The organism is Enterobacter quasiroggenkampii (assembly GCF_043972695.1).
GTDB classification, from domain to species: domain Bacteria; phylum Pseudomonadota; class Gammaproteobacteria; order Enterobacterales; family Enterobacteriaceae; genus Enterobacter; species Enterobacter quasiroggenkampii.
Genome location: NZ_CP143745.1, coordinates 3,660,476 through 3,681,359, shown reverse-complemented (window position 1 = coordinate 3,681,359; position 20,884 = coordinate 3,660,476). Strand labels below are relative to the sequence as shown.

At 55.2% G+C, this 20,884-nt stretch carries 18 protein-coding genes; 17 read left to right on the top strand and 1 reads right to left on the bottom strand.

Annotated features, from left to right (window positions below; all coding sequences use genetic code 11):
* Positions 1-12: 12 nt before the first annotated feature.
* Entirely contained in the window at positions 13-1,596 is a 1,584-nt protein-coding gene (locus V1572_RS17650) for a TerC family protein (protein ID WP_126535009.1), read from the bottom strand.
* 684 nt (positions 1,597-2,280) lie between these two features.
* Between V1572_RS17650 and V1572_RS17645 the strand changes: the two genes are divergently transcribed.
* From V1572_RS17645 to wzxC, 17 genes are all read left to right on the top strand, one after another.
* The gene (locus V1572_RS17645) at positions 2,281-3,420 is read left to right on the top strand and encodes a polysaccharide export protein (RefSeq protein WP_008499413.1); all 1,140 of its coding nucleotides are present in this window, start codon (positions 2,281-2,283) and stop codon (positions 3,418-3,420) included.
* 6 nt (positions 3,421-3,426) lie between these two features.
* Positions 3,427-3,870 carry a low molecular weight protein-tyrosine-phosphatase Wzb gene (gene wzb, locus V1572_RS17640; RefSeq protein WP_045908628.1) on the top strand — a complete coding sequence of 148 codons (444 nt, stop codon included), beginning with the start codon at positions 3,427-3,429 and terminating at the stop codon, positions 3,868-3,870.
* 2 nt (positions 3,871-3,872) lie between these two features.
* Positions 3,873-6,035, top strand: coding sequence for a tyrosine-protein kinase Wzc (gene wzc, locus V1572_RS17635; protein ID WP_395299424.1), 2,163 nt, complete (start codon positions 3,873-3,875; stop codon positions 6,033-6,035).
* 116 nt (positions 6,036-6,151) lie between these two features.
* Positions 6,152-6,994, top strand: coding sequence for a colanic acid biosynthesis glycosyltransferase WcaA (gene wcaA / locus V1572_RS17630; RefSeq protein WP_045908626.1), 843 nt, complete (start codon positions 6,152-6,154; stop codon positions 6,992-6,994).
* Complete coding sequence (gene wcaB / locus V1572_RS17625; protein ID WP_039025009.1) at positions 6,994-7,485, top strand: colanic acid biosynthesis acetyltransferase WcaB; 492 nt, start codon at positions 6,994-6,996, stop codon at positions 7,483-7,485. Before wcaA ends, wcaB begins: the two co-directional genes overlap by 1 nt.
* Positions 7,482-8,699, top strand: coding sequence for a colanic acid biosynthesis glycosyltransferase WcaC (wcaC, locus tag V1572_RS17620; RefSeq protein WP_045908625.1), 1,218 nt, complete (start codon positions 7,482-7,484; stop codon positions 8,697-8,699). Before wcaB ends, wcaC begins: the two co-directional genes overlap by 4 nt.
* A complete protein-coding gene (gene wcaD, locus V1572_RS17615; RefSeq protein ID WP_045908624.1) occupies positions 8,674-9,894 on the top strand; it encodes a colanic acid polymerase WcaD in 1,221 nt (406 codons plus the stop codon). The genes wcaC and wcaD overlap by 26 nt, the downstream gene beginning before the upstream one ends.
* 16 nt (positions 9,895-9,910) lie before the next feature.
* On the top strand, positions 9,911-10,657 hold the full coding sequence (wcaE, locus tag V1572_RS17610) for a colanic acid biosynthesis glycosyltransferase WcaE (RefSeq protein ID WP_008499420.1): 747 nt from the start codon (positions 9,911-9,913) through the stop codon (positions 10,655-10,657).
* 15 nt (positions 10,658-10,672) lie between these two features.
* Entirely contained in the window at positions 10,673-11,221 is a 549-nt protein-coding gene (gene wcaF, locus V1572_RS17605) for a colanic acid biosynthesis acetyltransferase WcaF (protein WP_008499422.1), read from the top strand.
* Positions 11,222-11,245: 24 nt separating this feature from the next.
* Entirely contained in the window at positions 11,246-12,367 is a 1,122-nt protein-coding gene (gene gmd, locus V1572_RS17600; protein WP_003863514.1) for a GDP-mannose 4,6-dehydratase, read from the top strand.
* 2 nt (positions 12,368-12,369) lie between these two features.
* The gene (locus V1572_RS17595; protein ID WP_013097874.1) at positions 12,370-13,335 is read left to right on the top strand and encodes a GDP-L-fucose synthase family protein; all 966 of its coding nucleotides are present in this window, start codon (positions 12,370-12,372) and stop codon (positions 13,333-13,335) included.
* Between the two features lie 2 nt (positions 13,336-13,337).
* Positions 13,338-13,817, top strand: a complete 480-nt coding sequence (locus tag V1572_RS17590; RefSeq protein ID WP_045418617.1) for a GDP-mannose mannosyl hydrolase — start codon at positions 13,338-13,340, stop codon at positions 13,815-13,817.
* Positions 13,814-15,037 carry a colanic acid biosynthesis fucosyltransferase WcaI gene (wcaI, locus tag V1572_RS17585; protein ID WP_395299423.1) on the top strand — a complete coding sequence of 408 codons (1,224 nt, stop codon included), beginning with the start codon at positions 13,814-13,816 and terminating at the stop codon, positions 15,035-15,037. The genes V1572_RS17590 and wcaI overlap by 4 nt, the downstream gene beginning before the upstream one ends.
* Positions 15,038-15,040: 3 nt before the next feature.
* Positions 15,041-16,477, top strand: coding sequence for a mannose-1-phosphate guanyltransferase (gene cpsB / locus V1572_RS17580; RefSeq protein WP_045908620.1), 1,437 nt, complete (start codon positions 15,041-15,043; stop codon positions 16,475-16,477).
* 111 nt (positions 16,478-16,588) lie between these two features.
* Positions 16,589-17,959, top strand: coding sequence for a colanic acid biosynthesis phosphomannomutase CpsG (cpsG, locus tag V1572_RS17575; protein WP_029742028.1), 1,371 nt, complete (start codon positions 16,589-16,591; stop codon positions 17,957-17,959).
* A 46-nt stretch (positions 17,960-18,005) separates the two neighbouring features.
* A complete protein-coding gene (gene wcaJ / locus V1572_RS17570) occupies positions 18,006-19,400 on the top strand; it encodes an undecaprenyl-phosphate glucose phosphotransferase (RefSeq protein WP_214573353.1) in 1,395 nt (464 codons plus the stop codon).
* Position 19,401: 1 nt separating this feature from the next.
* A complete protein-coding gene (gene wzxC / locus V1572_RS17565) occupies positions 19,402-20,880 on the top strand; it encodes a colanic acid undecaprenyl disphosphate flippase WzxC (RefSeq protein ID WP_032646471.1) in 1,479 nt (492 codons plus the stop codon).
* The last annotated feature ends 4 nt before the right edge of the window (positions 20,881-20,884 follow it).

Below are 20,884 nucleotides of genomic sequence, written 5' to 3'. Positions count from 1 at the left end.
CACCCGGCTTTTTTACACCTCAAAATCCAGCTCTTCCTCATCCCGCAGCGGTATCAGCTGAACCTTCTGCACGCGATGGTTTTCAATTTGTAGCGTTTTAAGCCGATAGTCGCCTACCTGAACCTCTTCCCCCGGCTGCGGGATACGCTGCAGATACTCCATCAGCAGACCGGCAATGGTGTGATATTCTCGCTTTTCATCCAGCGGCAGCGGGACATATTGCACCAGATCTTCCAGCGGCATATGGCCGTTTGCCGTCCACGAGCCATCGGCGTTTTTCTGAATGTCGTGGCGGGCATCAATCTCATCCACCTCGTTTGGCAGATTACCGGCAATGGTTTCCATCACGTCGCTGAGCGTGACCAGTCCTTCCACCGAACCAAACTCATCCACCACAAAGGCAAAGTGGGTCCGCGCGTTACGGAACTGCTCAAGGGCGGAAAGCAACGGCAGCCCCTCCGGGAAGACCAGCGGCTGGCGAACCAGGACGCGGAGATTGAGCGGCTCGCCGTGAAGCTGCTGCTGGAGCAGATCAATAACGTGCACCACGCCCAGCAGCTCTTCTTCCGCTTCCCCGCCGGTCACCACCACGCGTGTGTGCTGGTTTTTATCCAGCAGGGCGCGAACGTGCGCTTCCGGGGCCGTCAGGTCAATGTGCTCTATATCATGCCGCGACGTCATAATGCTGCTGACCGTACGCTGGTTAAGATTGAGCACCCGCTCAATCATTCGTCGTTCCTGCGGGTCAAAGATCTGCCCGTCACTGTGGTCGGCCAGCATGGCGGAGGATTCGGCGTCCAGCTCCGCATCCTCTTTCTTACCGCTTAACAGGCGCATGACCGTGTCGGCCGTACGCTGACGCAGCGTCTGATTTGCGGAAAGGAAGCGGCGGCGGTTGAATATCGCAAGCTGGTTAAGCGCTTCAATCATGACGGAGAACCCGATGGCGGCATACAGGTAGCCTTTCGGAATATGGAAGCCAAAACCGTCGGCCACCAGGCTAAAGCCAATCATCAGCAGGAAGCTCAGACAGAGGATCACTATGGTGGGGTGACTGTTCACAAAACGGGTCAGTGCCTTGCTGGCCATAACCATCAGCGTGATGGCAATAATGACCGCGGCCATCATCACCACAAGATGGTCCACCATCCCGACGGCGGTGATCACCGAGTCCAGGGAGAAGACCGCATCCAGCACCACGATTTGCGCGACCACCGGCCAGAATTTTGCTCCGCGGCGCTGGGTCGGGTTCTCACTGTCTTTGCCTTCCAGCCGCTCGTTGAGCTCCACGGTGGCTTTGAACAGCAGGAACAGGCCGCCGAAAAGCATGATCAGATCGCGGGCGCTAAAGCTCAGACCGTGGATGGAGAACAGAGGCTGAGTGAGCGTGACCAGCCAGGAAATAGAGGCCAGCAGCAGTAACCGCATGACCATCGCCAGCAGCAACCCCGTTACGCGCGCGCGATCGCGCTGGGAAGGGGGCAGTTTTTCAGCGAGGATGGCGATAAAAACCAGATTATCAATCCCGAGCACCAGCTCGATGACGACCAGCGTAACCAGCCCGGCCCAGATTGAGGGATCGGCAATCCATTCCATAGTAGTAGCAATACCTTCTGTAACATGACGAATGACACAATTCGATCATGGATAAAGCTGGGGGAAATTGCAATGTCAGTATGAGATTTCTCTCAATAATCATTAAATTAATAATACCGGGAATAATAAGTCTTATTCATCAAGAAAGTCTGTATTTATCTGAAATAACAAAATTAAGAAATATCGCATTAAAAGATGTTCAATGATAACGCTGTCAATATAAAGAAATTCTTAAAAATAAACTGCTTTTCTAAACAAATTCTTAAAATTTGGTGTTCGGAACCCGTTTTCTTGCCTGTTTTGAGATTAGCTGTTACAAGATTAATAGCCTGAAAAAGGATATCTTCTGTTACTGGTTGTTGTTTTTTTTTGAGCGACTAACGAAATAGTGCCTGCGTATTATGAATGCTCCATTTATTTCAAATGCAAAAAATCTGGCGATTTTTTGCATGCAATTCATCGTGTTATAGCGTATTGGTAGCTGGAAGCCAAGGGCGGTAGCGTGCCTGGATGTGTGTGGATGAGCCATGATTCCGTTGTCAACAGTGACTGGCCAAATAACGTTTTTTTTAGGAATGATGCTAGTTATATTTTTATTTAATTAGCTACATTCTTAATGCATTTTAGATTCACACGTATTTAAATTGCACAGGATAATTACTCTGCCAAAGTGATAAATAATCAATGATGAACTCCAAAATGAAATTGATGCCATTATTGGTGTCTGTGACCTTGATGAGCGGTTGCACTGTCTTTCCCGGCAGCAATATGTCAACAATGGGCAAGGATGTGATCAAGCAACAGGATGCCGATTTTGATCTCGACAAAATGGTGAATGTTTATCCACTTACGCCTCGTCTGGTCGAACAATTACGCCCACGTCCAAACGTTGCCCAGCCGAATATGTCACTGGACCAGGAAATCGCGTCCTACCAGTATCGCGTAGGGCCAGGAGACGTCATTAACGTGACCGTCTGGGACCACCCCGAACTGACCACGCCAGCGGGCCAGTACCGTAGCTCAAGCGACACCGGTAACTGGGTGCAGTCAGATGGCACCATGTTCTATCCCTACATTGGTAAAGTCCATGTGGCAGGGAAAACGCTTGCCGAGATCCGTAGTGATATTACCGGCCGCTTAGCGCAGTACATCGCCGACCCGCAGGTGGACGTTAATATCGCCGCATTCCGCTCGCAAAAAGCCTACATCTCCGGCCAGGTGAACAAATCCGGTCAGCAGGCTATCACCAACGTTCCTCTGACCGTGCTGGATGCCATTAACGCCGCGGGCGGGTTAACCGACGGCGCCGACTGGCGCAACGTGGTACTGACCCACAACGGGAAGGAGCAGCGCATTTCGCTTCAGGCGCTGATGCAAAACGGCGATCTGACCCAGAACCGCCTGCTTTACCCGGGCGACATCCTCTATGTACCACGCAATGACGATCTCAAAGTCTTCGTGATGGGTGAAGTGAAGAAACAAAGCACCCTCAAGATGGACTTCAGCGGTATGACGCTGACCGAAGCGCTGGGCAATGCTGAGGGTATCGATCTGACGACCTCTAACGCGACCGGCATCTTCGTGATCCGTCCGCTGAAAGGTGAGGGCAGCGCGAAAGGCAAGATTGCCAACATCTACCAGCTGGATATGTCCGATGCGACCTCTCTGGTGATGGCGACGGAGTTCCGTCTCCAGCCATACGATGTGGTGTATGTCACTACCGCACCGGTTGCCCGCTGGAACCGTCTGATCAACCAGTTGCTGCCAACCATCAGTGGCGTTCGCTACATGACGGATACGGCGCGCGACATTCATACCTGGTAATCCGCGATGTTTAACAAAATTCTGGTGGTATGCGTGGGGAACATTTGCCGTTCCCCTACGGCTGAACGGTTGTTGAAACACTACCAGCCCGAACTGACCGTTGATTCGGCAGGGCTGGGTGCACTGGTCGGTAAAGGTGCCGATGAGCGCGCAACGATCGTGGCGCGGGATCATCACCTCTCTCTCGACGGGCATGTTGCCCGCCAGGTCACTGGCCGCATGTGCCGCGAGTATGACCTGATTCTGGCGATGGAAAAACGCCATATTCATGCGCTGTGCGATATCGCTCCGGAGATGCGCGGTAAGGTGATGCTGTTTGGACACTGGGACAATGAACGTGAAATCCCCGATCCCTACCGCAAAAGCCATGAGGCCTTTGAGGCGGTTTACACCTTACTTGACCAGTCTGCCCAACAGTGGGCGCAGGCACTGAAAGCTCAGCAGGGATAACAATGACCGAAAAAACAAGACCTTCTGCCGCCCCGACTTCGGGCAGTGATGAAATTGATATTGGACGCCTGGTCGGCACTGTTGTCGAGGCAAAGTGGTGGGTGCTGGGCATTACCGCCGTGTTTGCCGCTGCGGCCGTCGTCTACACGCTGTTTGCCACCCCTATCTACAGCGCCGATGCGCTGGTGCAGATCGAGCAGAATACCGGTAACTCGCTGGTGCAGGACATTGGCTCTGCGCTGGCGAACAAGCCGCCGGCCTCCGATGCTGAAATTCAGCTCATCCAGTCACGTCTGGTGCTGGGTAAAACGGTCCACGACCTTGGGCTTGATATCTCCGTCACCAAAAATACCTTCCCGATCTTTGGTGCGGGCTGGGATCGGTTGATGGGCAGAAACAACGACACGGTCAAGGTCACTGACTTTGTGCTGCCAAAAGGGGCCGCCGATCAGACCTTTACCCTGACGGTGCTTGGCCCGAAACAGTACCAGCTGACCAGCGACGCGGGCTTTAGCGCGCGCGGTGAAGTGGGGCAGATGCTCACCAAAGATGGCGTCAGCATGATGGTCAGCGCGATCAATGCCCAGGAGGGCGGTAAATTCACCGTCACGAAATTCTCCACGCTGGGGATGATCAACAATCTGCAGAACAACCTGACCGTCACCGAAAACGGTAAGGATACCGGTGTGCTGAGCATGACCTTTACCGGTGAAGATAAGGATCAGATCCGCGACATCCTGAACAGCATTACCCGCAACTATCTTGAGCAGAACGTCGAGCGTAAGTCGGCTGAAGCGGCGAAAAGCCTGGCCTTCCTCGCGAAACAGCTCCCGGAAGTACGCGGCCGTCTGGATGATGCCGAGAACAAGCTGAACGCCTACCGTCAGGATAAAGACTCCGTTGACCTGCCGCTGGAGGCAAAGTCTGTCCTCGATTCGATGGTCAATATTGATGCGCAGCTTAACGAGCTGACCTTCAAAGAGGCGGAGATTTCCAAGCTTTACACCAAACGCCACCCGGCCTACCGCACCCTGCTGGAAAAACGCCGCACGCTGGAAGAGGAGAAGGCGAAGCTCAATGACCGCGTGACCGCGATGCCGAAAACTCAGCAGGAGATCGTGCGTCTGACCCGCGACGTGGAGTCCGGACAGCAGGTCTATATGCAGCTGCTGAACAAGCAGCAGGAGCTGAAAATCACCGAGGCAAGCACCGTGGGTGACGTGCGCATCGTCGACCCGGCCATTACCCAGCCTGGCGTGCTGAAGCCGAAGAAAGCGCTGATCATTCTCGGCAGCATTATTCTCGGCCTGATGCTCTCCATCGTTGGCGTGCTGCTGCGTTCGCTGTTCAACCGCGGTATCGAAAGCCCGCAGGTGCTGGAAGAAAACGGTATCAACGTCTATGCCAGCATTCCGCTGTCTGAGTGGCAAAAATCCCGTGATAGCGTCAAAACCATCAAAGGCGTTAAGCGTTACAAACAGAGCCAGCTGCTGGCGGTGGGTAATCCAACCGACCTCGCTATCGAAGCGATCCGCAGCCTGCGCACCAGTCTGCACTTCGCCATGATGCAGGCTAAAAATAACGTCCTGATGTTAACCGGCGTCAGCCCGTCAATCGGTAAAACCTTTGTCTGCGCCAACCTGGCGGCGGTGGTCAGCCAGACCAACAAGCGTGTGCTGCTGATCGACTGCGATATGCGTAAGGGCTACACCCACGAACTGCTGGGTACCAATAACGTTAACGGTCTGTCGGAAATCCTGCTTGGCAAAGGTGATATCAGCCAGAGCGCGAAGCCCACGACGGTGCCGAAATTTGACCTGATCCCTCGTGGGCAGGTGCCGCCTAACCCGTCCGAGCTGCTGATGAGCGAGCGCTTTAGCGAACTGGTGGCGTGGGCGAGCAAAAACTACGACCTGGTGCTGATCGATACGCCGCCGATTCTGGCCGTGACCGACGCGGCCGTTGTTGGCCGCCATGCGGGTACCACGTTGATGGTGGCGCGTTACGCGGTGAACACCCTGAAAGAGGTGGAAACCAGCCTGAGCCGCTTCGAGCAGAACGGGATTGAGGTTAAAGGGGTGATCCTGAACTCCATCTTCCGTCGCGCGACCGGCTATCAGGATTATGGCTATTACGAGTACGAATATAAGTCTGACAGTAAATAACAAAACACCCCCCCTCACCCTAACCCTCTCCCCTGAGGGGAGAGGGAACTGTCCGGTGCCGCCTTTCACCCTCTCCCCTCAGGGGAGAGGGGCGGGGTGAGGGGTAGGAGGAAAAAATGACCACACAACGCCCTTTGATTTCTATCTATATGCCGACATGGAATCGTCAGCAGCTGGCGATCCGCGCAATCAAGTCGGTGTTACGTCAGGATTACGATAACTGGGAGCTGATCATCGTGGATGACTGCTCTTCCTCGTATGAACAGCTGCAAAAATTTGTGACTGACCTCAACGACCCGCGGGTGGTTTATACACATAACGCCATTAACTCCGGCGCCTGTGCTGTGCGTAACCAGGCGATTATGCAGGCCAAAGGGCAGTATCTGACCGGCATCGACGACGACGACGAATGGACGCCGAACCGCCTGTCTGTCTTCCTGTCGCATAAAGAGCAGCTGGTCACGCACGCGTTCCTGTATGCCAACGACTATGTCTGTCAGGGCGAGGTGTACTCGCAGCCTGCCAGCCTGCCGCTCTATCCGAAATCACCGTATTCTCGCCGCCTGTTCTACAAGCGCAACATCATTGGTAACCAGGTCTTTACCTGGGCGTGGCGCTTCAAAGAGTGCCTGTTCGATACCGAACTGAAGGCTGCGCAGGATTACGATATCTTTCTGCGCATGGTGGTGGAATACGGCGAGCCGTGGAAGGTCGAAGAGGCCACGCAGATCCTGCACATCAATCACGGGGAGATGCAAATTACCTCCTCGCCGAAAAAATTCTCGGGCTACTTCCATTTTTACCGCAAGCACAAGGACAAGTTTGACCGTGCCAGCCGTAAATATCAGCTCTTTACCCTCTATCAGATCCGCAATAAGCGCATGAACTGGCGCACGCTGCTGACGCTGTTGTCCGTTCGTAACGGCAAGCGCCTGGCTGATGGACTTCGGGGGAAATAATGTTTCTGGAAGATTGCCGCGCTAACAGCTGGAGCCTGCGTCCGTGCTGCATGGTTCTGGCGTACCGCATCGCGCACTTTTGCTCGGTGTGGCGTAAGAAAAATGTCCTGAACAACATCTGGGCGGCACCCGTGCTGGTGCTGTATCGCATCATCACCGAATGCTTTTTTGGCTATGAAATTCAGGCCGCGGCCACCATTGGCCGCCGCTTTACCATCCATCACGGCTATGCGGTGGTGATCAACAAGTTCGTGGTCGCCGGGGATGATTTCACCATCCGCCATGGGGTGACCATTGGCAACCGAGGGCCAGACAGTCTGGCCTGCCCGGTCATTGGCAATAACGTCGAGCTGGGCGCGAACGTGGTGATCATTGGTGACATTACGATTGGTAACAACGTCACGATTGGTGCGGGCAGCGTGGTGCTGGACACCATTCCGGATAACGCGCTGGTGGTGGGAGAAAAAGCCCGCGTGAAGGTGATTAAATGAATATTTTGCAATTTAACGTACGCCTCGCAGAAGGCGGAGCGGCAGGGGTGGCGCTGGATCTGCACCAGCGCGCGCTGCAAAAAGGACTTCAGTCTCGTTTTATTTATGGGTATGGCAAGGGCGGCAAGAAAAGCGTCAGTCACGATAACTTCCCGCAGGTGCACAAGCACACGCCGCGCCTGACCTCGATTGCCAATATCGCGTTGTTCCGTCTGTTTAACCGCGATCTGTTTGGCAACCTGAATACGCTTTATCGCACGGTGACCCGCACTACCGGCCCGGTTGTGCTGCATTTTCACGTGTTGCACAGCTACTGGCTAAATCTGGAAGAGGTGGTGGCGTTCTGTCAGAAGGTGCAGGCCCACAAGCCCGACACCCGCTTCGTCTGGACGCTGCACGATCACTGGAGCGTAACCGGCCGTTGCGCGTTTACCGACGGCTGCGAAGGCTGGAAAAACAACTGCCAGAAATGCCCGACGCTGAGCAACTATCCGCCGGTGAAGGTGGATCGCGCGCACACGCTGGTGGCCGGCAAGCGCCAGCTTTTCCGCGACATGCTCTCGCTCGGCTGCACGTTTATCTCACCGAGCCAGCACGTGGCCGATGCCTTCAACAGCCTGTACGGGGCAGGGCGCTGCCAGATTATTAACAACGGCATCGACGTGGCGACGGAAGCCATTCTCGCCGAACTGACGCCGGTGGCAGAAACCGCGGGCAAACCGAAGATCGCTATCGTTGCGCATGACCTGCGTTACGACGGGAAAACCAACCAGCAGCTGGTGCGCGACATGATGGCGCTGGGTGACAAAATTGAGCTTCATACCTTCGGCAAATTTTCACCGTTCGAAGGGGCTAACGTGGTGAACCACGGGTTTGAAACTGATAAGCGCAAGCTGATGAGCGCGCTGAATGAAATGGATGCGCTGGTATTCAGCTCCCGCGTGGATAACTACCCGCTGATCCTCTGTGAAGCGCTCTCCATCGGCGTGCCGGTGATTGCCACCCACAGCGATGCGGCACGCGAAGTGCTGGAAAAATCGGGTGGGAAAACTTTTGCCGAGCAGGAGGTCCTGCCGCTGGTGCAACTGCCGAAGGCGCAGATCGCTCAGGCTGTTTTTGGGACTGACCTGGAATCGTTCCGCAACCGCAGCCGCAAGGCCTACAGTGGACAACAGATGCTGGAGGAGTATGTCTCGTTCTATCAGAATCTGTAGTTATCTGCTGCTGCCGCTGATCTATCTGCTGGTCAACGTCAAAATTGCCCAGCTCGGCGAAAGCTTTCCGATAACCATCGTCACCTTCTTGCCCGTTCTGCTTCTGCTGTATGTCGATAAAATCAACCTGAAGAAGCTGATGATTGCCTTAGGGTTGGGCACGGGCCTGACGTTGTTTAACTACATCTTTGGCCAGTCGCTGGATGCCAGTAAATACGTCACCTCGACCATGCTGTTTGTTTATATCGTTATTATTATCGGAATGGTCTGGAGTATTCGCTTCAAAACGATTTCTCCGCACAATTATCGGAAAATCCTCAGGTTCTTTTATATTGCCGTTGCGTTAATTGTTATGCTTGCTGCCATGGAGATGGCGCAAATTATTCTTACCGGTGGCAGTAGCCTGATGGAGATAATTTCGAAATATCTCATTTACAGCAACAGCTATGTTTTGAACTTCATCAAGTTCGGCGGGAAGCGTACCACGGCCCTCTATTTTGAACCGGCGTTTTTCGCTTTGGCGTTAATCTCAATTTGGCTCAGCATCAAACAGTTTGGTATCAAAACGCCTAAGACCGATGCTATGATTCTTGCAGGAATCGTTCTGTCTGGATCGTTCTCAGGGGTAATGACATTTATCCTGTTTTACCTGCTGGAATGGGCGTTTCAGTACCTGAACAAAGATGCGATTAAGAAAAAACTGCCGCTGGCGATTATCTCCCTGACGGTATTTATGGTGGGCGTGATATTTGCCTTCCCATACATCTCAGAACGACTGGGTGATTTGGGAACGGAAGGCTCATCGTCCTATTATCGCATCATTGGACCGCTGGTGATGGTGGGTTATTCCTTAACCCATATAGATGGTGTAGTAAGATTCGGCTCACTTTACGAATATGTTGCATCATTCGGAATCTTTAACGGTGCGGATGTCGGTAAAACCATAGACAATGGTCTGTATCTGTTAATTATTTATTTTTCGTGGTTCGCCGTACTGTTGACGCTGTGGTATCTGTTTAAAGTTTTCAAAATGATGATTAACGCGTTCGGGGATAACCAGAACTTTCGCGTGCAGCTTTATCTGTTTACGCCGGTGTCGCTGTTTTTTACCGGGTCAATATTTAGTCCGGAATATGCTTTCTTGATTGTCTGTCCGTTTATTCTGCGCAAAGCGCTTAATATTACGAACGTATGACGAAATGAGGTGATTTATGTTTCTTAGCGTCATTACTGTCGCTTTTCGTAATTACGAAGGGGTGGTAAAAACCTGGCGCTCGCTGCGCAACCTGGCGCGCGATCCAAGCCTCACCTTTGAGTGGATTGTGGTCGACGGCGGCTCGAACGATGGCACGGCGGAGTTTCTGGAAAAACTCAACGGTGAGTTCAACTTACGTTACATCAGCGAGAAAGATAAAGGCATCTACGATGCGATGAACAAAGGCATCAATATGGCGCAGGGCCGTTATGCCATCTTTCTGAATTCGGGTGATATTTTCCATGATGACGTGGCGCTTTTTGCCCGTCAGCTGGCGCGGCAGAAAGAGGACGCCATGTATATTGGCGATGCGCTGCTCGATTTTGGCGACGGACATAAAGTGTGCCGCAGCGCGAAGCCGGGCTGGTATATCTATCACAGTTTACCCGCCAGCCATCAGGCTATTTTCTTTCCGGTAAAAGGTCTGAAAAAACAGCCTTACGATTTGCAGTATAAAGTGTCTTCCGATTATGCGCTGGCCGCCAGTCTCTATAAGTCAGGTTACCCGTTCCGCCGAATTAAAGGGCTGGTATCTGAATTTTCAATGGGTGGCGTGTCAACCTCGAATAATCTGGAATTGTGCCAGGATGCCAAAAACGTGCAGCGTAAAATATTACGCGTGCCGGGGTTCTGGGCGGAATTATCTTATTTTTTACGCGTGCGCACCACGAGTAAAACGAAAGCCTTATATAACAAAGCCTGAATATAAGGAAACGTAATGCAGGATCTGAACGGTTTCTCCGTACCGAAAGGTTTTCGGGGGGCGGGCGGTATTAAAGTGCAGCTATGGTGGGCCGTTCAGGCCACCTTATTTGCCTGGTCACCACAAATACTGTACCGCTGGCGAGCATTTTTATTGCGTCTGTTTGGCGCAAAAATAGGAAAAAACGTAGTCATTCGGCCTTCGGTGAAAATTACCTACCCCTGGAAATTAACGCTTGGGGATTACGCCTGGGTAGGGGATGACGCGGTGTTATATACCCTGGGCGAGATTACGATTGGCGCAAATTCGGTGGTTTCACAGAAATGTTATTTGTGCACCGGCAGCCATGACTTTATGAGTCAGCATTTTGATATTACCGCTTCGCCTATTGTGATTGGCGAAAAATGCTGGCTGGCAACGGATGTTTTTGTTGCACCGGGTGTTTCTGTTGGCGATGGCACGGTCGTTGGTGCCCGCAGCAGCGTTTTTAAATCGCTACCGGCAAATAAGATTTGCCGTGGCAACCCCGCAGTGGTGATACGCGAACGCGTTGAAACTGATTAAATTCATAAGTAGAGGAATATAAACATGTCTAAAGTCGCTCTCATCACCGGCGTTACCGGGCAGGATGGTTCTTACCTGGCAGAGTTACTGCTGGAAAAAGGTTATGAAGTACACGGTATTAAACGTCGTGCGTCTTCTTTCAACACCGAACGTGTCGATCATATTTATCAGGATCCTCACGCGGCGAACCCGAAATTCCACCTGCACTACGGCGACCTGACCGATACCTCCAACCTGACCCGTATCCTGCAGGAAGTGCAGCCGGATGAAGTCTACAACCTGGGCGCGATGAGCCACGTTGCGGTCTCCTTCGAGTCTCCGGAATACACCGCTGACGTGGACGCCATGGGTACGCTGCGTCTGCTGGAAGCAATTCGCTTCCTCGGCCTTGAGAAGAAAACCCGTTTCTACCAGGCATCCACCTCTGAGCTGTACGGTCTGGTGCAGGAAATTCCACAGAAAGAGACCACGCCATTCTATCCGCGCTCTCCGTACGCGGTAGCGAAACTGTACGCTTACTGGATCACCGTGAACTACCGTGAATCCTACGGCATGTACGCCTGTAACGGCATTCTGTTCAACCACGAATCTCCACGTCGCGGTGAAACCTTCGTGACCCGCAAAATCACCCGCGCTATCGCCAACATCGCGCAGGGTCTGGAATCGTGCCTGCACCTCGGCAACATGGACTCCCTGCGTGACTGGGGCCATGCCAAAGACTACGTGAAAATGCAGTGGATGATGCTGCAGCAGGAACAGCCAGAAGACTTCGTGATCGCCACTGGCGTGCAGTACTCCGTTCGTCAGTTCGTTGAAATGGCTGCTGCACAGCTGGGCATCAAGCTGCGCTTCGAAGGCACCGGCGTGGAAGAGAAGGGCATCGTGGTTTCCGTGACCGGCCATGACGCACCGGGCGTGAAGCCGGGCGACGTGATTGTGCAGGTTGACCCGCGCTACTTCCGTCCTGCTGAAGTGGAAACCCTGCTGGGCGACCCAACCAAAGCGCACGAGAAGCTGGGCTGGAAACCAGAAACCACTCTGCAGGAGATGGTTTCCGAGATGGTAGCCAAAGATCTTGAAGCAGCGAAAAAACACTCCCTGCTCAAGTCTCATGGCTACGAGGTTGCCATCGCCCTGGAGTCCTGAGAATGACAAAACAACGTATTTTTGTCGCCGGTCATCGCGGAATGGTGGGTTCCGCGATTGTTCGCCAGCTCGAACAGCGCGGTGACGTCGAAGTGGTTGTCCGCACGCGCGACGAGCTTAACCTGCTCGACAGCCGTGCGGTACAGGACTTCTTTGCTAACGAACGCATTGACCAGGTGTATCTGGCGGCGGCGAAGGTGGGCGGCATTGTTGCCAACAACACCTACCCGGCGGATTTCATCTACGAAAACATGATGATTGAGAGCAACATCATTCACGCGGCGCATCTGCACAACGTGAACAAGCTGCTGTTCCTCGGCTCATCCTGTATTTACCCGAAAATGGCGAAACAGCCGATCGCCGAAAGCGAGCTGCTGCAGGGCACACTGGAAGCGACCAACGAGCCGTACGCCATTGCCAAGATTGCCGGGATTAAGCTGTGCGAGTCCTACAACCGTCAGTACAACCGCGACTATCGCTCGGTGATGCCGACCAACCTGTACGGACCGCACGACAACTTCCATCCGAGCAACTCGCACGTGATCCCGGCGCTGCTGCGTCGTTTCCACGAGGCAACCGCCGAGAACGCGCCGGATGTGGTGGTGTGGGGCAGCGGTACGCCGATGCGTGAATTCCTGCACGTGGACGACATGGCTGCGGCCAGCATTCACGTGATGGAGCTGGATCGCGAAGTGTGGCAGGAGAACACCGAGCCGATGCTGTCGCACATCAACGTGGGCACCGGCGTGGACTGCACCATTCGCGAGCTGGCGCAGACCATCGCGCAGGTGGTGGGCTACAAAGGCCGCGTGGTATTTGATGCCACGAAACCGGACGGCACGCCGCGCAAACTGCTGGACGTGACCCGTCTGCATCAGCTGGGTTGGTATCACGAGGTGTCACTGGAGCAGGGGCTGGCAAGTACCTATCAGTGGTTCCTGGAAAACCAGCACCGCTTCCGGGGGTAATGATGTTTTTAAGTCAGGAAGATTTTGCCACGGTGGTGCGTTCCACTCCGCTCATCTCGATTGATTTGATCGTGGAGAACGAACGCGGCGAGTTCTTGCTGGGGAAACGAACCAACCGTCCTGCGCAGGGCTTCTGGTTCGTGCCCGGTGGGCGCGTGCAAAAGGATGAGACGCTTACCGATGCGTTTGAGCGTCTCACTCTGGCGGAACTGGGTCTGCAGCTGCCGATGGCAGCGGGCCAGTTTTACGGGGTCTGGCAGCACTTCTATGACGATAACTTTTCAGGCACCGGGTTCACCACGCACTACATCGTGCTGGGGTTCCGCCTGAAGGTGAGTGAGGCAGACCTGCGTCTGCCTGATTCTCAGCACGACGACTACCGCTGGCAGACGCCAGAGGCGCTGCTGGCGAGCGACAATGTGCATGACAACAGTCGCGCCTATTTCCTCGCTGAACGTCAGTCCGGGGTGCCGGGCTTATGAAGATCCTCGTATACGGAATCAACTACTCGCCGGAGCTAACCGGTATCGGGAAATACACCGGCGAGATGGTCGAGTGGATGGCGAGCCAGGGACATGACGTGCGGGTCATTACCGCGCCGCCGTACTACCCGGAATGGAAAGTGGGGGAGCGCTACTCAAGCTGGCGCTACCGTCGCGAAGAGGGTGCAGCGACCGTCTGGCGCTGCCCGCTGTATGTGCCTAAGCAGCCCTCAACGCTTAAACGGTTGATTCATCTCGGCAGCTTTGCTCTGAGTAGTTTCTTCCCGCTGATGGCGCAGCGTCGCTGGAAGCCGGATCGCATCATCGGCGTGGTGCCGACGCTGTTTTGCACGCCGGGCATGCGTCTGCTGGGCAAACTCTCCGGCGCGCGCACCCTGCTGCACATTCAGGATTATGAAGTTGACGCCATGCTGGGCCTGGGGATGGCAGGCAAAAGCAAAGGCGGCAAGGTGGCGAAGCTCGCCAGCGCGTTTGAGCGCAGTGGCTTACACAACGTGGATTACGTCTCAACGATCTCGCGCTCGATGATGAACAAGGCGCAAGAGAAAGGCGTCCCGGCGGAGAAGGTGATCTTCTTCCCGAACTGGTCCGAAGTGGCGCGTTTTCGCGACGTGACTGAGCAAGACGCTCAGGCGCTGCGCGCGCAGCTCGGTTTGCCTGAAGATCAAAAAATCATTCTTTACTCAGGCAACATCGGCGAAAAGCAGGGGCTGGAGAGCGTGATCGAGGCGGCTCAACTGCTGAAAGAACATCCATGGATGTTTGTGATTGTCGGGCAGGGTGGTGGAAAAGCGCGGATGGAAAAAATGGTCAGCGAACGCGGCCTGACCAACGTGAAATTCTTCCCGCTTCAGTCTTACGAGGCATTGCCTGCGCTGCTGAAGATGGGCGACTGCCATCTGGTGGTGCAAAAACGCGGCGCGGCGGATGCGGTGCTGCCGTCCAAGCTGACCAACATTCTGGCAGTGGGCGGTAACGCGGTGATTACGGCCGAAGCCGAAACTGAATTAGGCCAGCTGTGTGACAGTTATCCGGGGATTGCCGTGTGCGTAGAGCCGGAATCGGTCCCGGCGCTGGTCACCGGCATTGAACAGGCACTTGCCATGTCAAAAATGAACACGGTGGCACGTGAATATGCCGAACGCACGCTCGAGAAAGAGAACGTGCTGAGCCAATTTATTGCAGATATACGGGGATAAATCATGAGTCAAACCACTTTGTATCCGGTTGTGATGGCTGGTGGCTCTGGTAGCCGGTTGTGGCCGCTGTCCCGCGTGCTCTATCCAAAACAGTTCCTCTGCCTGAAAGGGGATCTCACCATGCTGCAGACGACGGTAAACCGTCTCCACGGCGTGGAGTGTGAAAGCCCGGTGGTGATCTGTAACGAACAGCACCGCTTTATCGTTGCCGAGCAGCTGCGCCAGCTGAACAAACTCACAGAAAATATCATCCTGGAGCCTGCCGGACGCAATACCGCACCGGCTATCGCCCTGGCGGCGCTGGCAGCAAAACGCAGCAGCCCGGACTGTGACCCGTTGATGCTGGTGCTGGCGGCAGACCATGTGATCCAGCAGGAAGAGGCCTTCCGCGACGCGGTGCGTGCGGCCATTCCTTACGCTGAGAGCGGCAAGCTGGTGACATTCGGTATCGTGCCGGATCTGCCGGAAACCGGCTACGGCTACATCCGTCGCGGCAACGTGACGCCGGGTGAAGGCGACAGCGTGGCGTTTGACGTGGCGCAGTTCGTTGAAAAACCGAATCTGGAAACCGCGCAGGCGTATGTCGCCAGCGGGGAATATTACTGGAACAGTGGGATGTTCCTGTTCCGCGCCGGACGCTATCTGGAAGAGCTGAGCAAATATCGTCCGGATATTCTGCAAGCCTGCGAGAAAGCGATGGCGGTGGTGGACCCGGATCTCGACTTTATCCGCGTGGATGAAGAAGCCTTCCTCGCCTGTCCGGAAGAGTCCATTGACTATGCGGTGATGGAGCGTACGGCAGATGCCGTTGTGGTGCCGATGGATGCGGGCTGGAGCGATGTCGGCTCCTGGTCCTCCCTGTGGGAGATCAGCGCCCATACCCCGGAGGGTAACGTCCATCACGGTGATGTCATTAGCCACAAAACGGAAAACAGCTACGTCTACGCCGAGTCTGGCCTGGTCACCACGGTCGGGGTGAAAGATCTGGTGGTGGTCCAGACCAAAGACGCCGTGCTGATTGCCGACCGTAACGCCGTGCAGGACGTTAAAAAAGTGGTGGAGAAGATCAAGGCGGATGGCCGTCACGAGCACCACATTCATCGCGAAGTCTACCGTCCGTGGGGGAAATATGACTCCATTGACGCAGGCGACCGTTATCAGGTGAAACGCATCACCGTGAAGCCGGGCGAGGGGCTGTCGGTGCAGATGCACCATCACCGCGCCGAGCACTGGGTGGTGGTCGCGGGTACCGCCAAAGTCACGATCGACGGTGAAGTCAAACTGCTGGGTGAAAACGAGTCCATTTATATTCCGCTGGGGGCGACGCACTGTCTGGAGAACCCGGGGAAAATTCCTCTCGATTTAATTGAGGTGCGCTCCGGTTCGTATCTGGAAGAGGACGATATCGTGCGATTCCAGGACCGCTACGGACGGGTGTAGCCCTCAGTATCATGCCCGGTGGCGCTGCGCTTACCGGGCCTACGAATGACAAAAAAATCAATTTGGCCATTGAGTGGTCAGGACCGACTGTTGCCTGAAAAAGGGGTCATCATGGAAAAATTAACCTGTTTTAAAGCCTACGATATTCGCGGCAAGCTGGGCGAAGAGCTGAATGAAGACATTGCGTGGCGCATTGGTCGTGCGTACGGCGAATACTTAAAACCGCAGACCATCGTGCTGGGCGGCGACGTGCGTCTGACCAGCGAATCCCTGAAGCTGGCTCTGGCGAAAGGGCTGCAGGATGCGGGCGTGGACGTGCTGGACATCGGTCTTTCCGGAACCGAAGAAATTTACTTTGCCACCTTCCACCTGGGCGTGGACGGGGGTATTGAAGTGACGGCCAGCCACAACCCGATGGACTACAACGGCATGAAGCTGGTGCGCAAGGGCGCCCGCCCGATCAGCGGCGACACCGGCCTGCGCGACGTGCAGCGCCTGGCGGAAGCCAACGATTTCCCGCCGGTGAACGAGGCGAAGCGCGGCAGCTACAAAAAAATCAACCTGCAGAAAGAGTACATCGACCACCTGCTGGGCTACATCAACGTGGCGAACCTGAAGCCGCTGAAGCTGGTGATTAACTCCGGTAACGGTGCGGCCGGCCCGGTTGTCGATGCCCTTGAAGCGCGCTTTAAGGCACTGAACGTGCCGGTGACCTTCGTGAAAGTGCATAACACCCCTGACGGCAACTTCCCGAACGGTATTCCTAACCCGCTGCTGCCGGAGTGCCGCGACGACACGCGTAACGCGGTGATTGAGCACGGCGCGGACATGGGTATCGCCTTTGACGGTGATTTCGACCGCTGCTTCCTGTTCGACGAGAAAGGGCAGTTCATCGAGGGCTACTACATTGTCGGCCTGCTGGCAGAAGCGTTCCTTGAGAAAAACCCGGGCGCGAAAATCATTCATGACCCGCGTCTGTCCTGGAACACCGTCGACGTGGTGTCTGCCGCAGGCGGCACGCCGGTGATGTCCAAAACCGGCCACGCCTTCATCAAGGAGCGCATGCGCGAAGAAGACGCCATCTACGGCGGCGAGATGAGCGCCCACCACTACTTCCGGGACTTTGCCTACTGCGACAGTGGAATGATCCCGTGGCTGCTGGTCACCGAGCTGCTGTGCCTGAAGGGGCAGACTCTGGGCGAGCTGGTGCGCGACCGTATGGCGGCGTTCCCGGCGAGCGGGGAGATCAACAGCAAGCTGGCGCAGCCGGCCGAGGCGATTGCCCGCGTGGAGCAGCACTTTGCGATTCACGCGCTGGAAATTGATCGTACCGACGGCATCAGCATGGCGTTCCCGCAGTGGCGCTTTAACCTGCGCTCGTCCAACACCGAGCCGGTGGTGCGCCTGAACGTGGAGTCCCGTGCGGACACCGCGCTGATGGAAGCCCGAACGAAGGACATTCTGGCGCTGTTGAATCAGTAATAACTGCCCCTCCCGGTGGGAGGGGGAACCGAATACAGGAACAACGATGACGAATCTAAAAAAACGCGAACGAGCGAGAACGAATGCATCGTTAATCTCTATGGTGCAGCGTTTTTCTGATATCACCATCATGGTCGGTGGATTGTGGGCGGTGTGTCGGATCAGCGGGCTGCCGTTCTTATATATGCATCTTCTGATGGCCCTGATTGCGCTGGTTGTGTTTCAGATGATCGGCGGAATGACCGATTTCTACCGCTCGTGGCGCGGCGTCAAAATGACCACCGAACTGATGCTGTTGCTGCAGAACTGGACCCTGAGCCTGATCTTCAGCGCAGGCCTGGTGGCGTTCAGCCATGATTTTGATAATCGCCTCGTGACCTATCTCTGCTGGTATCTGTTGAGCAGCGTCGGCATGGTAGTGTGCCGCTCCCTGATCCGCTTTGGCGCGGGCTGGCTGCGCAACCGTGGCTATAATCGTCGCTTTGTGGCGGTAGCAGGCGATCTGCCTGTCGGCAGGGTGCTGCTCGACAGCTTCCGCAAAGAGCCGTGGTTAGGCTTTGAAGTGGTCGGGATTTATCACGACGCGAAGCCGGGCGGCGTGCCTGCCGACTGGGCGGGCAACTACGACCAACTGATTGACGATGCCAAGGCCGGCAAAATTCATAACGTCTACATCGCCATGCAGATGAAAGACGACTCCCGCATTAAGCAGCTGATGCGTGAGCTGGCGGATACTACCTGTTCAGTGCTCCTGATCCCGGACGTGTTTACCTTCAACATCCTTCATTCGCGTATTGAAGAGGTGAACGGCGTGCCGGTCGTACCGCTGTACGACACGCCGCTGTCCGGTATTAACCGCGTGCTGAAGCGTCTGGAAGATATCGTGCTCTCTTCGCTGATTCTTCTGCTCATCTCTCCGGTGCTGTGCTGCATTGCCCTCGCGGTGAAGCTGAGCTCTCCTGGACCGGTTATCTTCCGTCAGACCCGCTACGGCATGGACGGTAAGCCGATTATGGTGTGGAAATTCCGCTCCATGAAGGTGATGGAGAACGACAATGTCGTGACCCAGGCCACGCAGAACGATCCGCGCGTCACCCGCGTCGGGAACTTCCTGCGCCGCACCTCGCTGGATGAACTGCCACAGTTTATTAACGTCTTTACCGGCGGGATGTCGATTGTTGGCCCGCGTCCGCACGCGGTGGCGCATAACGAGCAGTACCGCTCGCTGATTGAAGGCTACATGTTGCGCCATAAGGTGAAGCCGGGCATCACCGGCTGGGCGCAAATCAACGGCTGGCGCGGCGAAACCGACACGCTGGAAAAAATGGAAAAACGCATCGAGTTCGATCTGGAGTACATCCGCGAGTGGAGCCTCTGGTTCGATATCAAGATTGTTTTTCTGACTATCTTCAAAGGTTTCGTGAACAAAGCGGCGTACTAAGATGAGCTTACGTGAAAAAACCATCAGCGGCGCCAAGTGGTCAGCGATGGCGACCATCGTCATCATTGGCCTCGGCCTGGTGCAGATGACGGTGCTGGCGCGCATTATCGATAATCACCAGTTCGGCCTGCTGACCGTCTCGCTGGTGATCATCGCGCTGGCCGATACGCTGTCTGACTTTGGTATTGCCAACTCGATTATCCAGCGCAAAGAGATCAGCCATCTTGAGCTGACCACGCTCTACTGGCTGAACGTGGGGCTGGGGATTTTCGTGTTTGTGCTGGTGTTCCTGCTGAGCGACACCATCGCCAGCGTGCTGCACAACCCGGATCTCGCCCCGCTGATGCGCACGCTGTCGTTTGCGTTCGTGGTGATCCCCCACGGGCAGCAGTTCCGTGCGCTGATGCAGAAAGAGCTGGAGTTCAATAAGATCGGCATGATCGAGACCAGCGCCGTGCTGGCGGGCTTTACCTTTACAGTCGTGAGCGCCCATTTCTGGCCGCTGGCGATGACCGCCATCCTCGGTTACCTGGTGAACTCTGCCGTGCGTACGCTGCTGTTTGGCTACTTTGGGCGTAAAATTTACCGTCCGGGACTGCATTTCTCTCTTGCGTCCGTCTCGTCCAACCTGCGTTTTGGCGCGTGGCTGACGGCGGACAGCATTATCAACTACGTGAACACCAACCTCTCGACGCTGGTGCTGGCACGTATTCTCGGCGCCAGCGTGGCGGGGGGCTACAACCTGGCCTACAACGTCGCGGTGGTGCCGCCGATGAAGCTGAACCCAATAATCACCCGCGTGCTGTTCCCGGCGTTTGCCAAGATTCAGGACGACACCGAGAAGCTGCGCGTTAACTTTTACAAGCTGCTTTCGGTGGTGGGGATTATCAACTTCCCGGTGCTGCTGGGGCTGATGGTGGTGTCCAGCAACTTCGTGCCGCTGGTGTTTGGCGAGAAATGGAACGGTATTATCCCGATCCTTCAGCTGCTGTGCGTAGTAGGGCTGCTGCGCTCCGTGGGGAACCCGATTGGGTCCCTGCTGATGGCAAAAGCGCGCGTGGACATCAGCTTTAAATTCAACGTATTCAAAACCTTCCTGTTTATTCCGGCAATTATCGTCGGCGGGCACATGGCGGGCGCCATTGGCGTGACGCTGGGCTTCCTGCTGGTGCAGATCGTCAATACCGTCCTGAGCTACTTCATCATGATTAAACCGGTGCTGGGCTCCAGCTACCGTCAGTACATCCTGAGCCTGTGGCTGCCGTTCTATCTCTCATTGCCGACCCTGGCGGTGAGCTACGGTCTGGGCGCGATCCTCAGCGGCCATCTGCCGCTGGCCGCGCTGCTGGCGGTGCAGGTTGCCGCGGGGGCGCTGGCCTTCGTCGTGATGATCGTACTTTCTCGCAATGCGCTGGTCGTTGAGATGAAGCGCCAGTTTTGCCGTAACGAAAAAATGAAAACGCTGCTTCGCGCAGGCTAGTTCT

What these genes read in the sequence shown, in the direction of transcription:
- wcaB (WP_039025009.1), top strand. Translation starts at nt 6,994, where the DNA reads ATGTTTCTGGAAGATTGCCGCGCTAACAGCTGGAGCCTGCGTCCGTGC.
- cpsB (WP_045908620.1), top strand. Translation starts at nt 15,041, where the DNA reads ATGAGTCAAACCACTTTGTATCCGGTTGTGATGGCTGGTGGCTCTGGT.
- wcaF (WP_008499422.1), top strand. Translation starts at nt 10,673, where the DNA reads ATGCAGGATCTGAACGGTTTCTCCGTACCGAAAGGTTTTCGGGGGGCG.
- wcaI (WP_395299423.1), top strand. Translation starts at nt 13,814, where the DNA reads ATGAAGATCCTCGTATACGGAATCAACTACTCGCCGGAGCTAACCGGT.
- wzxC (WP_032646471.1), top strand. Translation starts at nt 19,402, where the DNA reads ATGAGCTTACGTGAAAAAACCATCAGCGGCGCCAAGTGGTCAGCGATG.
- wcaE (WP_008499420.1), top strand. Translation starts at nt 9,911, where the DNA reads ATGTTTCTTAGCGTCATTACTGTCGCTTTTCGTAATTACGAAGGGGTG.
- wcaD (WP_045908624.1), top strand. Translation starts at nt 8,674, where the DNA reads ATGTCTCGTTCTATCAGAATCTGTAGTTATCTGCTGCTGCCGCTGATC.
- wzb (WP_045908628.1), top strand. Translation starts at nt 3,427, where the DNA reads ATGTTTAACAAAATTCTGGTGGTATGCGTGGGGAACATTTGCCGTTCC.
- V1572_RS17595 (WP_013097874.1), top strand. Translation starts at nt 12,370, where the DNA reads ATGACAAAACAACGTATTTTTGTCGCCGGTCATCGCGGAATGGTGGGT.
- wcaC (WP_045908625.1), top strand. Translation starts at nt 7,482, where the DNA reads ATGAATATTTTGCAATTTAACGTACGCCTCGCAGAAGGCGGAGCGGCA.
- wcaA (WP_045908626.1), top strand. Translation starts at nt 6,152, where the DNA reads ATGACCACACAACGCCCTTTGATTTCTATCTATATGCCGACATGGAAT.
- wcaJ (WP_214573353.1), top strand. Translation starts at nt 18,006, where the DNA reads ATGACGAATCTAAAAAAACGCGAACGAGCGAGAACGAATGCATCGTTA.
- V1572_RS17645 (WP_008499413.1), top strand. Translation starts at nt 2,281, where the DNA reads ATGATGAACTCCAAAATGAAATTGATGCCATTATTGGTGTCTGTGACC.
- V1572_RS17650 (WP_126535009.1), bottom strand. Translation starts at nt 1,596, where the DNA reads ATGGAATGGATTGCCGATCCCTCAATCTGGGCCGGGCTGGTTACGCTG.
- gmd (WP_003863514.1), top strand. Translation starts at nt 11,246, where the DNA reads ATGTCTAAAGTCGCTCTCATCACCGGCGTTACCGGGCAGGATGGTTCT.
- wzc (WP_395299424.1), top strand. Translation starts at nt 3,873, where the DNA reads ATGACCGAAAAAACAAGACCTTCTGCCGCCCCGACTTCGGGCAGTGAT.
- V1572_RS17590 (WP_045418617.1), top strand. Translation starts at nt 13,338, where the DNA reads ATGTTTTTAAGTCAGGAAGATTTTGCCACGGTGGTGCGTTCCACTCCG.
- cpsG (WP_029742028.1), top strand. Translation starts at nt 16,589, where the DNA reads ATGGAAAAATTAACCTGTTTTAAAGCCTACGATATTCGCGGCAAGCTG.